This is a genomic window from Flavobacterium sp., assembly GCF_046317795.1.
In the GTDB taxonomy this organism is placed as follows: Bacteria; Bacteroidota; Bacteroidia; order Flavobacteriales; family Flavobacteriaceae; genus Flavobacterium.
Genome location: NZ_JBKCVI010000133.1, coordinates 1 through 14354, shown reverse-complemented (window position 1 = coordinate 14354; position 14354 = coordinate 1). Strand labels below are relative to the sequence as shown.

Annotated in this window: 16 protein-coding genes; 13 read left to right on the top strand and 3 right to left on the bottom strand. The window is 32.7% G+C overall.

Translation table 11 applies throughout. The features are described 5' to 3' along the window. Positions 1-424: WG repeat-containing protein (locus ACK5ON_RS08000; protein WP_409821496.1), on the bottom strand; the 424-nt coding region annotated here is incomplete at its 3' end. Positions 425-683: 259 nt separating this feature from the next. Between ACK5ON_RS08000 and ACK5ON_RS07995 the strand changes: the two genes are divergently transcribed. The 13 genes from ACK5ON_RS07995 (at position 684) to ACK5ON_RS07935 (ending at position 12158) form a co-directional block, all read left to right on the top strand. Then, positions 684-1118, top strand: a complete 435-nt coding sequence (locus ACK5ON_RS07995) for a thioredoxin family protein (protein WP_409821494.1) — start codon at positions 684-686, stop codon at positions 1116-1118. A gap of 3 nt (positions 1119-1121) precedes the next feature. Continuing rightward, positions 1122-2108 carry an FAD:protein FMN transferase gene (locus ACK5ON_RS07990; protein ID WP_409821492.1) on the top strand — a complete coding sequence of 329 codons (987 nt, stop codon included), beginning with the start codon at positions 1122-1124 and terminating at the stop codon, positions 2106-2108. After that, the gene (locus ACK5ON_RS07985; RefSeq protein ID WP_409821490.1) at positions 2101-2310 is read left to right on the top strand and encodes a DUF4266 domain-containing protein; all 210 of its coding nucleotides are present in this window, start codon (positions 2101-2103) and stop codon (positions 2308-2310) included. Before ACK5ON_RS07990 ends, ACK5ON_RS07985 begins: the two co-directional genes overlap by 8 nt. 9 nt (positions 2311-2319) lie before the next feature. Beyond that, positions 2320-3744: a DUF3570 domain-containing protein gene (locus ACK5ON_RS07980; RefSeq protein WP_409821488.1), complete on the top strand. Its 1425-nt coding sequence runs from the start codon at positions 2320-2322 to the stop codon at positions 3742-3744. 11 nt (positions 3745-3755) lie between these two features. Continuing rightward, positions 3756-4421, top strand: coding sequence for a response regulator transcription factor (locus ACK5ON_RS07975; RefSeq protein ID WP_396176720.1), 666 nt, complete (start codon positions 3756-3758; stop codon positions 4419-4421). Positions 4422-4426: 5 nt separating this feature from the next. Beyond that, positions 4427-5809 carry an ATP-binding protein gene (locus ACK5ON_RS07970; protein ID WP_409821486.1) on the top strand — a complete coding sequence of 461 codons (1383 nt, stop codon included), beginning with the start codon at positions 4427-4429 and terminating at the stop codon, positions 5807-5809. 66 nt (positions 5810-5875) lie between these two features. After that, on the top strand, positions 5876-6367 hold the full coding sequence (locus ACK5ON_RS07965; RefSeq protein ID WP_409821484.1) for a hypothetical protein: 492 nt from the start codon (positions 5876-5878) through the stop codon (positions 6365-6367). Between the two features lie 189 nt (positions 6368-6556). Continuing rightward, positions 6557-7699, top strand: a complete 1143-nt coding sequence (locus tag ACK5ON_RS07960; RefSeq protein ID WP_409821482.1) for an alpha/beta hydrolase — start codon at positions 6557-6559, stop codon at positions 7697-7699. 16 nt (positions 7700-7715) lie between these two features. After that, complete coding sequence (locus ACK5ON_RS07955; protein ID WP_409821480.1) at positions 7716-8318, top strand: hypothetical protein; 603 nt, start codon at positions 7716-7718, stop codon at positions 8316-8318. Positions 8319-8329: 11 nt separating this feature from the next. Beyond that, positions 8330-9751, top strand: coding sequence for a leucyl aminopeptidase family protein (locus ACK5ON_RS07950; protein WP_409821478.1), 1422 nt, complete (start codon positions 8330-8332; stop codon positions 9749-9751). 3 nt (positions 9752-9754) lie between these two features. Beyond that, positions 9755-10975: an acetyl-CoA carboxylase biotin carboxylase subunit family protein gene (locus ACK5ON_RS07945; RefSeq protein ID WP_409821476.1), complete on the top strand. Its 1221-nt coding sequence runs from the start codon at positions 9755-9757 to the stop codon at positions 10973-10975. 192 nt (positions 10976-11167) lie between these two features. Continuing rightward, positions 11168-11596, top strand: a complete 429-nt coding sequence (locus tag ACK5ON_RS07940; RefSeq protein WP_409821475.1) for a hypothetical protein — start codon at positions 11168-11170, stop codon at positions 11594-11596. A 22-nt stretch (positions 11597-11618) separates the two neighbouring features. Beyond that, on the top strand, positions 11619-12158 hold the full coding sequence (locus ACK5ON_RS07935; RefSeq protein WP_409821473.1) for a hypothetical protein: 540 nt from the start codon (positions 11619-11621) through the stop codon (positions 12156-12158). Positions 12159-12288: 130 nt separating this feature from the next. On the opposite strand, the gene ACK5ON_RS07930 is transcribed toward ACK5ON_RS07935, so the two are convergent. Further along, positions 12289-13479 (bottom strand): hypothetical protein, encoded by a 1191-nt coding sequence (locus ACK5ON_RS07930; RefSeq protein WP_409821471.1) that lies wholly within the window; start codon positions 13477-13479, stop codon positions 12289-12291. A gap of 114 nt (positions 13480-13593) precedes the next feature. Next, the coding region (locus ACK5ON_RS07925; RefSeq protein WP_409821469.1) for a type 1 glutamine amidotransferase at positions 13594-14354 on the bottom strand (761 nt) is incomplete at its 5' end.

The following is a 14354-nucleotide window of genomic DNA, read 5'->3' as shown; positions in this document are numbered from 1 at the left end:
CATCAAACTGTCCGATTAAGTCATAAATTGGTTTTACGACTTCTTCTCCTTTATCATTAATGAACCCTAGTTTTTTGCCAATTTGCACTAAAGTCCAATCTGCTTTCAATTCACTAAAAAGCCCAATCTTATCATAGGTTGGTTTTACTACTTCTTTTCCTTGCTCATCAATGAATCCTAATTTATTGTTAAGTGTTACTAATGCCCATTCTGGTTTATATTCACCAAATAGCCCAATCTTATCATAGCTTGGTTTTACGACTTCTTTTCCATCTTCATTAATGAATCCTAATTTATTGTTAAGTGTTACTAATGCCCAGTCCGCTTTATATTCTCCAATCTTCCCTACATTTTTATATTTGGTTTGGGCATTTACTAGAACAACTGTCAAAGTCATTAATACAATGGTTACTATATATTTCATAATTTATTTTTTTGTATTCTTTTATTTTTATTCACGATAATGGAATATAGCAAAATTATGATATAGAATTTTGATTTGCTTAAGTAGAATGACATTTAATATTAATTTACCCTAAAATTAAGGTTAGCTTAAACTAAAATTAAAATTTGATTAAATATGACAAAAGTCATTCCTTGGGTTTCGGAATTACTGTACTTTTATAAAAAACTAAATTTGAGTTTTCCTTACATTTAGATATTTACCATTTTAAATGAAAAAGATGAAGAAGATACTTATTACTATCACATTATTAATTACAAGTTTAACTTACTCACAAACATGGAAAACCAATTTTGAAGAAGCCAAAGCAACCGCAACCGAACAAAACAAAAACATACTATTGGTTTTTTCAGGTTCTGATTGGTGTGGGCCATGCATTAAATTAGATAAGAATGTTTGGCAATCGGCTGATTTTAAAACCTATGCTGATGAGAAATTAGTTTTGTTGCGCGCCGATTTCCCAAAAAAGAAAGGCAACGCCCTGCCCGAAGATATAAAAAATGAGAACTTGGCATTGGCAGAGAAATACAATAAAGACGGCTTTTTTCCGTTAGTTGTAGTGTTAGACAAAACAGGAAAAGTAATCGCCAAGAAAGGGTATGAAAACCAATCGGCAACAAAATACATTTCAGAATTACAAGCCATTATAAAATAACGCATGAACAAACAGTTGGTAGTATTGCTCATCATTGGTTTCAGTGCCAATGCGCAACTCATTCACAAACGAAAAGTGAGTTTGCTGGGCAGTCCATTTGAAATAACGGTGGTTGCCAAAGATACCATTCAAGCCAATCAGTATGAAGACCAAGCCATTGCCGAAGTAAAACGCATAGAAAACCTAATCTCTGATTGGATACCAACTACACCAGTGTCACAAATCAATCAAGCTGCGGGTAAAAAAGCGGTTACAGTTCCATTGGAATTGATAGAATTGATAGAACGTTCCATTAAAATATCCAAACTCACAGATGGTGCTTTTGATATTAGTTATGCTTCCATGGATAGGATATGGAAATTTGATGGTAGCATGAAAGAAATGCCTTCGCCAGAAGCCATTCAACAATCGGTAGCCAAAGTGGGTTATCAAAAAATTATTATCGATAAAGAAAATCTAACGGTAATGCTCAAAGACGAAGGGATGAAACTCGGTTTGGGAGGAATAGGGCAAGGATACATAGCCGATAAAATAAAAGCATTGTTACAATCAAATGGATGTGTTGCCGGTTTAGTGAATGTTTCGGGCGACATTAGCACTTGGGGGAAACAACCTAATGGCGAACAATGGAAAGTGGGTATTAAAAATCCTATGAACAAGAATAAAATATTTGCTACCTTTCCCCTTGAAGATACTGCGGTAGAAACCTCGGGTAGTTATGAAAAATATGTTACCTTTAATGGAAAAAGATATTCACACATTATTGATACTAGAACTGGATATCCTGCAACAGGTTTAATAAGTGTGAGCGTATTTGCAAAAACCACAGAACTAGCCGATGCATTGGCAACTGGTGTATTTGTAATGGGAAAAGACGCCGGGATGAATTTAGTCAATCAGTTGCCTGGCATCAGTTGCATTATGGTAGATGAAGAAGGAAAAGTATCAACTTCAAAAAATATAGATTTAAAAAAATACCAACATGAATAAAGTATTTGGATTACTAGTAGTATTGGCTTTACTCTCTTCTTGCACAGCAGTAAAAGAATATGAAAAGGAGTATATCAACGATCCCGAAATGAAATTAGCAGCCAAGAATACAGAAAGATACGATGTTACTTTTCAAGTATATCGTGAGGCAGCTGCAGGTGCCAATGGTGGAAAAACTGGGGGAGGTTGCGGTTGTAATTAAAACAATATAATGAAAAAGTATTCAATTGTAATCGCTATTTTAATAAGTTGCTTTTCTTTTGCACAAGATAAAGATTCTACTGCTACGTTTAAAAAAAGAGTTTTAGACGCTACAGAAGTTGACTATTTAATCAGTTATTACAAGCAAGATGGAATACATTCTGCTGTTTCTGGTGGTATGGGTTCTGAAAAATTAACCGATTTAGCATCCAATATAGTTGTAAGCATGCCTCTAAATGCCGATGATATTTTGACGGTAGATGTTGGTATATCTGCCTATACTTCGGCATCATCAAGTAATATTAATCCTTTTAATGGCAGTGGAGCATCAGGTGGTGGTGGAGATGATGACAAGAATGTTACTGAACCATATGGAACACCATGGCTGGCGTCTTCTGGGGCATCTGCTGAAGATCAACTTGTGAGCATCAATGCCAACTATAGTCACAGTTCCGACAGTAGAAATTTTATTTGGAATGCTGATGTTTCTTTTTCTAATGAGTATGATTACACATCCATTGGTTTTGGTGGTGGTATTGCCAAATTGTTTAATGAAAAAAATACGGAATTAAGTTTGAAAGCCAATGCCTATTTAGATCAATGGCGACCTATTTATCCAACAGAACTTCATGAATATTCTAAATATGGTAGCAATTTCTTGAATGCTGGTTATTTTGCAGGTGTTACTGTGTATGATGAAAGTGCAAATAGCTCAACTAGTTACTTACCTTCAAAATTTGAACCTTGGCAAACTGTAAACAGAAACTCCTATTCGTTGTCTTTCTCTTTCTCACAAATACTAACAAAAAAATTGCAAGCTTCGTTATTTTTTGACGTTTTACAACAAGAAGGCATGTTGTCAACTCCATACCACAGAATTTACTTTGCCGACAAACCAAATTATTATATAGGACAAACACAATACATTCCAGTATATGAAACAGCAGAAAACATAGGTGTATATAGATTAGCCGATGATGTTGAGCGTTTACCTAGCACTCGATTTAAAGTACCAATTGGAATACGTTTCAATTATTATGTAAACGAAACATTGAAAGTAAGAACCTATTACCGATACTATTCTGATGATTGGGGAATTACAGCACACACTGCCAATATTGAAGTGCCATTTAAATTGAGTGATCAATTCACCGTTTATCCTATGTATCGTTATTACACACAAACGGCTTCTAAGTATTTTGCCCCTTTTGAAACACATCTTTCTACCGAAGAATATTATACCTCTGATTATGATTTGTCAAAATTCAGCAGTAATCAATATGGTCTTGGTGCTTCCTATGTTGATATTTTTACCAAAGCCCATATTTGGAAATTTGGCTTAAAAAATATCGATTTTAGATACAATCATTATTCTCGTAGCGATACATTAGAGGCAGATATTGCATCAATGGCGTTCAAATTTATTTTTCAATAAAAAAAAGTCCTATGAAGCACATATTGATAGTGGAAGATGAAGAAGGAATTGTACAATTCTTAAAACAAGGATTGGAAGAAGAAGGGTATATAATTTCAGCGGCAAAAGACGGCAAAGAAGGATTAAAACTTTTTCAAAACGACAAATTCGATTTATTATTATTGGATTGGATGTTGCCTAAGATGACCGGTTTAGAACTGTGTAAAACCATCAGACAAGAAAACAATAAAGTACCAATTATCTTTTTAACTGCCAAAGACACAGTTCAAGAAACAGTAGAAGGATTGAAAAGCGGTGCTAATGATTACATCAAAAAACCGTTTAGTTTTGACGAGTTGTTGGAACGCATAAAAGTGCAACTCAGGGACAAGAAAGAATTGGAACTACTAACACTTGGTCCCATAGAAATCAATATCCAAAAACACCAAGTAACTGTAAATAAAATCGAAGTTTCTTTAACCCAAAAGGAATTTGATTTGTTGCATTATTTGGTCAAAAACAAAGGAGTTGTTTGCTCTAGAACGCAAATTATTCAAGATGTTTGGGATATACATTTTGAATACGATACCGGTGTCATTGATGTTTTTATGAATGCGCTGCGAAAAAAATTAAATCTAAAAGTCGATGAAGATTATATTAAAACCATTCGTGGTGTTGGTTATATCGCAAATGATTAAAAACAATGCAACAACTTTCTTTTAAAAACAGAATAGCTTCCAATTATTTAATATCCACTGCATTATTAATATCTGTAGTGTTTTTTGTCATATACTCTATTGTTCGATATAGTGTTTATCTTAAAGTAAATGCTGACATACAATCAGAAGTGGTAAAACATTTAAAAGAGATTGAAGTTAAGGAAAACTGTGTGCTTTTGGTTCGAGAAGAACAATGGAAGTCAATCCAATTTAATAAAGTTGATGTCAGTCCAGCATTTATTCAATTTGTAGACGAATTAGGCGCTTTGGTAGAAAAATCGCCAAACTTGAAACAAAAACTATTGAAATACAATCCTGATGCAATAAACAACGAACTCTTTGACACCAAACTAGAAAATATTTCCGTTCGACAAATTCAAGTTCCGTTGTACCAAGGCACAAAAATCATAGGGTTTCTAATTGTTGCCATGTCATTAGAAGATTCGGCTATGGTTTTGAATAATTTATTTACAATACTATTAGTTTCCTTTCCATTTATTCTTATAATATTGTTTTTCATCGCACGATTTATTGCAGGAAGAAGTATAAAACCCATAAGTTCTATTATTGAGACCTCCAATATTATTACAAAAGATAATCTAAAATCCAGAATTCCGTTACCACAAAACAGAGATGAATTGTTTACCTTATCCAAAACGATAAATAACTTATTAGATAGAGTAGAAAACGCTATCGAACGAGAAAAACAATTCACTTCCGATGCTTCACACGAACTAAGAACGCCACTAGCAGTTATCAAAGGAACATTAGAAGTGCTGATACGTAAACCCCGTAATGCTGAGGAGTATAAAGAAAAAATAGATTTTTGCATCAGTGAAGTAAATCGATTAAATCATTTGGTAGATGAATTGCTTTTATTGGCACGTTTTGAAAATCAAAAGCAAACCTTAAAAATTGAAAAAGTTTCACTAAATGCTTTGTTTTTAGATATTATCTCACGAAATTCATTAACAATAAGCGACAAGAAACTCAATTGTAATTTGGATTTTGTTAAAGATTATTATGTTCATACCGATTCCTATTTACTTTCAATTATTGTCAATAATATTTTGACTAATGCTATTAAATATTCGAAACAAAAAGACACTATTCATTTTGAAATAGTTGAAACAACAGCTACATTAGTTTGCACAATAACCGATACAGGAATAGGGATAACAGCAGAAGATTTGCAAAAGATATTTGATCAATTTTATCGTTCAAAATCCAATGATCATCCCGAGATAAAAGGAACTGGATTGGGATTATCAATTGTAAAAAGATTATGCCTTTTACTTCAAATTGAATTACAAATTGAGAGTAAAGAAAACGAAGGAACAAAAGTAATCCTAGGATTTCAAAAATAATGATATTTATCATGTTCTTACCAATTTATTAAGGTTAACTTTGATTGATATTTAAACATTTATATTATGACTGACGCACATTTACATTTAGTAGTCAACCATTTTCCAATTATTGGAACAATTTTTGGCTTTGGAATTTTATTGGCTGGAATAGTTTTAAAAAATAATACGGTCAAGAATGTCTCCTATGCATTATTTATAATTGCCGCAATCTTTGCTGCTTTCAGTATGGGAACAGGCGAAGGTGCTGAAGAAGCTGTGGAAGATATGCCAAACATTGGAAAACAAATTATTCACGAACATGAAGAAATTGCTGAGAAATTGGCTTTGGTTTTGTATGTGCTTGGTGTGGTTTCATTACTAGGATTGTACACCAATTTTAAAAATCATACCAAAGCCAAATTGATTTCTTATGTAGCACTTGTCACTGCTGCCGTTGGTGTTTTTCTAGCACAACAAGTAGGTACAACGGGTGGCGAAGTTCGTCATACGGAAATAAGAGCAAACGCAACAGATACAATAAATAGTGTGACCACAGAAGAACAAGAAGAAGATTGAGTACTATTTTAAACGTACCCATAAACCTAACAGCCAAATCTGTTAGGTTTTTTTAATTTTATTTCGTTTAAAATTATAATTTTTCAAAAAAAATTAGCCATTACCAATTATCTGCAAATTTTTGAGAATTACTTTGTTCGCAACCGTAAATAAATTATATTTACCTTTTATGTAAAATGAGTAAAAAGCATGCGCACAGCAGAAGAAAATGCAGTAGAAAATTTAGAAATAAAGAATATAATTGAACCCCAACTCAATATTATTTTAACCACTGACGAGGATGATGAACGACCAGTGTACATTTCGGGTAACTTTAATAATTGGGTCACTCAAGATAAAAAATTTGAATTAGAAAGAGTAGGTCAAGGTTTGTATCATTTCAAATTTGAAAATGATTTTACCTATCCAGATGAATTATTATACAAGTTTACCCGTGGTGACTGGAGTGAAGTTGAAATAGATAAATTTGGAAACCGAACTGAAAATCGTTCTTGTAAACAAAAAAATGGTGTACGCAAAGAACATGTTGCCAAATGGCGGCACAATTGGTTGCCTTTCAAATCCAAGTTTTTGCCACAAGTACATCTCATTTCAGAAGAATTTGAAATACCACAACTAAATAAAACACGCAGAGTTTGGGCATTACTTCCTCATGACTACGACACATCAACGGAACATTATCCTGTTTTATACCTTCAAGATGCTCAGAATTTATTTAATGAAAAAGCCAAGTATGGCAATTGGGAAATTGATAAAAAACTAGCTGTAATGGCTGAGTATAAAATTGGAAATATTATTGTAATTGCTGTGGAACACGCCGAAAAAGAAAGAATTAAAGAATACAATGTAGGCAATACGGTATTGGGCAACGGACAAGGGAAAAAATACATCCGTTTTTTGACAGAAACACTAAAACCATTTGTTGATAACAAATTTAGAACAAAACCCAATAGAGAACATACTGGAGTGGGTGGTAGTTCTATGGGAGGATTAGTGAGTATATTTTCGGGGATTATGTATCCGGAAGTTTTTGGAAAATTAATGATTTTTTCGCCTTCATTATGGGTTGTTCCAAAAATAAAACTGTCTTTTCTCGATATGGATGAACCACAGGAAACTCGGATTTATCTTTACGCTGGTGGCGATGAAAGTGCAACCATGATTGATCATGCTAAGAATTTCAAAAAACGTTTATTAAAAAAAGAGGGGTTTGTTGATAAAATGAAAATTCATCTAAGTATCAATATGGAAGGAAAACACAACGAACGCTATTGGAGTGATGAATTTCCGAAAGCGATTGAATGGTTGTATTTTAGCACAAAAAACGAATAACATATTAAAAAATATTATGAAATTAGCAAATATGATTCCTATTAGGTTATATGACAATGAAGAATTCAAAGAAATAACATTGGAACATCAATTAAAATTACGTTATGCTGTATCAAATAAAGGACGCATTATTAGTTTTATAAATGACATCAATTTTGCTAGAGAGTTAAAAGGAGGTACGGCAGATGGTTATCGGCTTTTGAAATACAAAATTTTTTATAAAGACGGAAAAATCTATAACAAACACTATTTTATTTCTAAATTAGTTGCAGAGCATTTTATTCCAAAAACATCAGATGATCAGACTTATGTTTTACATCTTGACTACAAAAGAGATAATGACGATTACACTAATTTAAAATGGGCAACAAAAGAGCAAATGTTGGAACATAGTAAAAACAGTCCGCATGTTAAAAAAGCTTTCGAAAAATTAATTCAACACAATATAAAATCTGATGGCAGGAAACTAACTGTTACAAAGGTGATTCATATCAAAAAGCTATTAGCAAAACCCAATCGTACAACGCGATTGAAAATGATTGCCAAACAGTTTGGCGTAAGCGAAATGCAAATTAGCAGAATAAAAAGTGGCGAAAATTGGTCTCATATTAAAGTTTAAAATTATTAGTAATGAAAATTAAACAATTACAAAATCTTGACGACTACACAGGAACCATTTTAATTCCCGTTTTTGAAACCTATGAAAAGAGCATTATTCCTATTGAATTCCATTTGGCATCAGTAACTTCCAATGTTTTTTGTGGAAAGAAAGACACGCATTATATATATGAAAAATTTGATTGCACTCATCTTTTTATTGGGTTAGGAAAAGAAACCGATTATAAATCTGTTAAGACAATTTTCAGAAGAATAGCAGCAAAGCAATCTGATATTTTAGGAAAAAATGTAACACTTATAATAATCGAAAAATTCGACAGTACTCTTATAGAAGCAGCAGTTTCTGGATTGTTTTTAGGAACATACAATTTGGGTCATTATAAAAAAACAGAAAAACATCCTTTTTTACATAAAGACTTTGTGTTACAATATATTTCAAAAAATGATTGTAAAGATACTTTTGAAAAAGGCATTAAAATTGCCAATGCGCAATTGGAAACTATGGCTTTAGTCGATTTACCGCCCAATAAAGTCAATCCAAAATACTTAGCCAATTGGGCGCTTGAAACTGGAAAGAAATACGGGTTTGAAGTAACTGTTTTTGATCGAAAAAAAGCTACAGAAGTTGGTTTGCATTCTTTCCTTGCTGTTGGAAAAGGAAGTGCTAATGAACCTCAATTCATCATCATGGAATATCAGCCAACCAGTGCCAAAAAACATATAGGTTTGGTTGGCAAAGGAATTACATTTGATACTGGTGGCTTGAATATTAAAACCGCAGGTATGGTCCAAATGAAATGCGATATGGCAGGTGCAGCGGCAGTTTTAGGTTCGATGCAACTCATTGCCGATTTGAAATTACCGTATCGAGTGACCGCAATTGTTCCTGCTTGCGAAAATTCAGTAGATGCACATTCGTTTCTGCCAAGTGACGTCATTCAAAGTTATGCCGGACATTCCATTGAAATTATTGACACCGATGCCGAAGGAAGATTGATTTTGGCGGATGGTTTGTCCTATTTAATTAAAAACTACAAACCTGAAACTGTGATTGATTTGGCAACTTTGACAGGCAGTGCTGTGGGAACTTTTGGCTATGAATGTGCCGCTTTGTTTACGAATAACGAAGATTTGTCAAAAAAACTGCAACAATCAGGAGATGCAATAGGAGAACGGCTCTGGCAATTACCACTTTGGGATGCTTATAAATCTGATATTGAAAGTGAAATTGCCGATGTAAAAAATTATTCTGGAAAACCAGTTGCTGGGGCCATTTCGGCTGCTAAATTTTTAGAATTCTTTACTGATGAACATCAATCTTGGGCACATTTAGACATTGCCGGAGTGGCTTTTGGCGATGATGAATTTGCAAAAACCAAGCACGCTACTGGCTATGGGGTGCATCTAATTACAAAATTTATTGAAAATCTATAGCATATGGATAATCCAACCAAAAACTTCATTTGTATTTCCAATTATTTTAAAGGGAATGATTTTTTAATCAACTTAAAAAAACAAGGCAACCGAGTGTATCTCATTACTTCAGAAAAACTAAGGGAAAAACCTTGGGCCTTTGATTATATTGATGAAATATTTTTTATGCCGGGTCAAGATATTGATTGGAATTTGGATGATTTATTAGTTGGTGTCGCCGGATTAATGCGCGAAAGAAAGATTGATGGTATCGTAGCTTTGGATGATTTTGACGTTGAAAAAGCTGCCTATTTAAGGGAAAATCTCAGAATGCCTGGAATGGGACAAACCACAGGAAGGTATTTTCGAGACAAATTGGCAATGCGAATGCGTGCCAAAGATGCGGGAATTTCGATACCTGCTTTTAGTCCATTGTTTAATGATGACGAAATCAATGAATATGCCGATACTGTTTCGCCACCTTGGGTCTTAAAACCCCGTTCGGAAGCTTCGGCATCTGGAATTATGAAAGTGCATTCAAAGGAAGAATTATGGCGGAAAATTCATGAATTGGGTAACGAAAATAGAATAAAATATTTAGTAGAGCAATTCAAACCAGGAGCAGTATTTCATTGTGATGGATTAAATTGGCAAGGAAAAACGCTGTTTTCTATAACATCCCAATATTTAGCCACACCTATGGAGATTTCACAAGGTGGCGGAATTTTTAGAAGTGCCAATATTCCATACAATTCAGCGGATGACAAAGCTATCAAAAAAATGAATGAACAAGTGATGAAAGCTTTTGGAATGCAACATGGTGCTAATCATACTGAGTTTATCAAATGCAATGATGACGGAAAAATATATTTTCTTGAAACCGCTTCTCGGGTTGGTGGTGCACATCTTGCCGAAATGGTGGAAGCGGCATCTGGTGTCAATCTTTGGGGTGAATGGGCAAAAATTGAAGATGCTTTAGTGAAAGAAAAAGAATATAAACTACCAACTATTAAAAAAGAATTTGCCGGAATTGTATTAACCCTATCCAAGTTTGAACATCCCGATTTATCTGGGTTTAATGATAGTGAAGTGTGTTTCCTTGTACCGTTGGAATACCATGCTGGATTGATTGTAAAAAGTGATAATCATGCCAGAGTTCGTGAATTATTAGATGATTATGCCGAACGATTAATACGAGATTTTGCTACGGTTGCTCAGCAACAAGCCGTTAATAAATTGCATTAAAAAAGTCAACAGCAAATTCGCGAATTATTAATTTACACTAATTATACTATACAATAAAATTTATTGTTTTTGTATTGAAACCATTAAGAGAAAAAGAAAATTAAGCGCAACAATCTTAATGATACTTAATATCTTAATGGTTTTATTAAATTGACTTTAATTTGTGAATTTGCGGTTTTAAAAAATATTTAAATGAAATTAATTTTAATTACCTCTCTATTTTTTTTCTTGCCATTAAATTGTTTAGCTCAAGAGAGCATTCATTGGCTTATAAATCAAGATAGTAAAACCAATTGTGATTATTTAAAAAAAGGAATTTTTCTAAATAAAGAAACAGATATAAAAATCACAGAAGGTTATTCAATTGAATTTACAAAGGATTATGTTTTTGAAAAAGTTGATAATGGAAAATATTTTGTTAAGTCAAAATTAAATTTCATTTCTGACTGTAATTATGAACTGACAATTGAAGAGTCAAATATTGAAGCTTATAATTCTTTGATTGGGCATAAAGTTTATGGAGAAATACTTGAAACTGCTACCAGTGACAAATTAGTAAAAGTAAAAGTCAAAAGTGGTGATCAAACCTTAATTGTAGTTTTTGAGAAAATAAAAGATTAATTATTATCATTATATTTTTTTAATGAAAACCTACACAAAACTCAACTTCCATTCCCATACCTTTTGTATTTGGAAAGAAGTTCTTTTTGATGCAATCAAAGAATTAAAAGTAAACTACACTAGTCAATCTGGTAGTCACTATATTTTTACTGCTGAAGGATTGTATCGTATTTCCAATCATTGGGGAAGAGTTTCTAATTGTCATTGGAGATTGATTCCTTTAGCGGATTTTAAAAATCAAAATACTACAGTTGCTTTTGCTAATTGGACTGATTTTTATTCCAACGATGATACTTCAAAACTCTTTTATATCAAAGCTAATATAAAGACGCAAGAAGTGAATTTTTACCATAAACAATCATTAGAAAACGATGATAAAGTGGTTTTAAGAAATGCTAAAGACACCGCTAAAATCATTAGAACCATTAAAGAAATAGTTACTGAAGCCGCTTGGGCTAAGTATTTACATTATGAGGATTTGGAAGAATTACGAAAAGAAATTATTGAGCAATTGATTACGACAGAGAAAAGTTTTTTGGAAATAAAAAAAATATATTTTTAAGTTGTCATTTCGACAAATGAGACTAGTGTGAAAGCAAACAAATTAAACAAATTACATAATCTTTATTGCTTGATGTGATTTCTCCTTCGTCGAAATGACAAGTTTGCATTTAAAATGATAATAGATCAAATTACTTCTCAAACATCCCAACCGTTCCGCCAACCCAATCTTTATCTTTATTGAATTTTACGCCAATCATTTCACCACGACTTAAACGAACAAGATTGGTGACTAGAGTAGGAGATGGAGCATCTTTTTTCCAAACGGCAAGCAATCGAACTTCGGCTTTTACCAAACCATCTGGGCTTTGAATAATGGGTTTGTAGTGCACTTTTTTCTGAAGAATGTATAAATCTTTTTCGGTCACGGCATCGATATCTTCTAGTTTTACGTGGAAAATAACACCACTTCCAGAGAAAGAAAATAATGGTTTCAAGACATAATTCTCCAAATCAGTTGGAATTTCCTTTAAATCGGATAGGAGTGTGGTTTCTATAAAATATTTTCCTTTAAAATAAGGTAAAATGAATTTACTAATTCTAAAAAACCAGTTGGGATGTCCAGCCCATTCTACATCAATATCTGAAGAAAAATCAAAGTTTAATTGCAAATCGGTTCGCAAATCCAATTCATCAAAAATGACACGATTGTAAATTAGTTTTACTTGAATTTCAACTCCTTTTTCATTCTTATAAAACAGTTGTTTTCCTTTTTGATACAATTCCGTTACACAAACAATAGGAATTCCAATGTCGCTATGACAGTAATAAAAATCAATTTTTGTGTTTTGCTTTTCGGGTTCAATTTCCAGAAGTATTACATGTTCTTTTGGAAAATCATTGCAAATCACTTCCTCAATTAGTTTTAAATAACTTGTGGGGGTTAAACCATTTAAAAAAGGTGTTAGCTCGGAAAGAAAAGGGTAGTGGCTTACAAACTTTTGAGATAAATGATATTGAAAATTGAATAATGAGGGAAAACCTTGTACTTCGATAAGTTTGGGAACAATTTCTCCGTCTTCTTCACAAATCCCAAAATCGATAGCTAAAAAAGTGGTGTGTTGGTCTTCATTTGGCACTTTTCTGTTCAGTTCCAATGCTCTATCAGTAAGCGATTTAAAATCATCTCTCTTAATAAAATCAATGACTTGCTGACAACCTTCAAGCAATTGTGCTTTCAATTCATTGGTAATAAAAAAGGGTGTTTCACCAATTCGGAAGGTTACTTGATAATCAAAATCAGCATTAATATCATCAATGAAAGCATTGTACTTTTCTACTGTGAAATTATGGTTGAAAAGTTGGCGGTATTTGGAATTCATATTAAAAGTATTAAGACGGAAGTATTAAGTATTAAGATTGATTAATTATAAGTAATACGATAAAGATGACTGTTAAGATCAAATGTCTTGATACTTAATACTTAGTACTTAATACTAATTCGACATTGTTTTTCTATGTTTCATCAAATCATTAATTGCATTTCGAAGGAAATTTGGAATAATAGTTTCGTTTGTTTTATAGATTTTATCTTCATCCAATAAATCTTCTAACATATCACGAAACTTTAGTTTGCCTTTCATCTCAATAATTTTTTCTCTTCTTTCAGCACTTTTTAAATTGGTTATAAAACTTACAGGATCAGCTTCGGGATGGAATTGCAAACCGACAAATTCATCTGAAAAACGAACTCCCATGATGGCTCGTTCATATTCTCTATGCGTTCTAATTTTTTCTAACGAAATAATCATGGCTCCTTTTTTACTAAAAATACTTAATTTAGGTTGTACTACTTGATAATCTCGACTATCAATAGCGTAGAAAGGATTTTCTAAACCTTCTAAAATGGGATCGTTCATACCAGCTTCCGTTTTATGAACGGTCATTACGCCAAAAGAAGTTGATTTTCGTTTCGTAATTTGCGCTAATCCAAAGTGATGACAAGCCATTTGAAAAGAATGACAAATAAACAAAACGTGCTTTTTTACTTTTTGTTCTTTGTTCCAATTCCATAATTCATCTATAAAATCATAGTATTTTAAATCCCAATTTCCGTCTCCTTCCAAAGGATTTCCTGGTCCGCCAGTAGAAATATAGATGTCAAATTTTTTTATATCGGGAAACTCAGATTTTCCTCTAATATCAAAAATTTGAAACGTTACCATTTGGTTAAATCTATTGATGATATCTATAATAC

What these genes read in the sequence shown, in the direction of transcription:
- ACK5ON_RS07995 (WP_409821494.1), top strand. Translation starts at nt 684, where the DNA reads ATGAAGAAGATACTTATTACTATCACATTATTAATTACAAGTTTAACT.
- ACK5ON_RS07990 (WP_409821492.1), top strand. Translation starts at nt 1,122, where the DNA reads ATGAACAAACAGTTGGTAGTATTGCTCATCATTGGTTTCAGTGCCAAT.
- ACK5ON_RS07985 (WP_409821490.1), top strand. Translation starts at nt 2,101, where the DNA reads ATGAATAAAGTATTTGGATTACTAGTAGTATTGGCTTTACTCTCTTCT.
- ACK5ON_RS07980 (WP_409821488.1), top strand. Translation starts at nt 2,320, where the DNA reads ATGAAAAAGTATTCAATTGTAATCGCTATTTTAATAAGTTGCTTTTCT.
- ACK5ON_RS07975 (WP_396176720.1), top strand. Translation starts at nt 3,756, where the DNA reads ATGAAGCACATATTGATAGTGGAAGATGAAGAAGGAATTGTACAATTC.
- ACK5ON_RS07970 (WP_409821486.1), top strand. Translation starts at nt 4,427, where the DNA reads ATGCAACAACTTTCTTTTAAAAACAGAATAGCTTCCAATTATTTAATA.
- ACK5ON_RS07965 (WP_409821484.1), top strand. Translation starts at nt 5,876, where the DNA reads ATGACTGACGCACATTTACATTTAGTAGTCAACCATTTTCCAATTATT.
- ACK5ON_RS07960 (WP_409821482.1), top strand. Translation starts at nt 6,557, where the DNA reads ATGCGCACAGCAGAAGAAAATGCAGTAGAAAATTTAGAAATAAAGAAT.
- ACK5ON_RS07955 (WP_409821480.1), top strand. Translation starts at nt 7,716, where the DNA reads ATGAAATTAGCAAATATGATTCCTATTAGGTTATATGACAATGAAGAA.
- ACK5ON_RS07950 (WP_409821478.1), top strand. Translation starts at nt 8,330, where the DNA reads ATGAAAATTAAACAATTACAAAATCTTGACGACTACACAGGAACCATT.
- ACK5ON_RS07945 (WP_409821476.1), top strand. Translation starts at nt 9,755, where the DNA reads ATGGATAATCCAACCAAAAACTTCATTTGTATTTCCAATTATTTTAAA.
- ACK5ON_RS07940 (WP_409821475.1), top strand. Translation starts at nt 11,168, where the DNA reads ATGAAATTAATTTTAATTACCTCTCTATTTTTTTTCTTGCCATTAAAT.
- ACK5ON_RS07935 (WP_409821473.1), top strand. Translation starts at nt 11,619, where the DNA reads ATGAAAACCTACACAAAACTCAACTTCCATTCCCATACCTTTTGTATT.
- ACK5ON_RS07930 (WP_409821471.1), bottom strand. Translation starts at nt 13,479, where the DNA reads ATGAATTCCAAATACCGCCAACTTTTCAACCATAATTTCACAGTAGAA.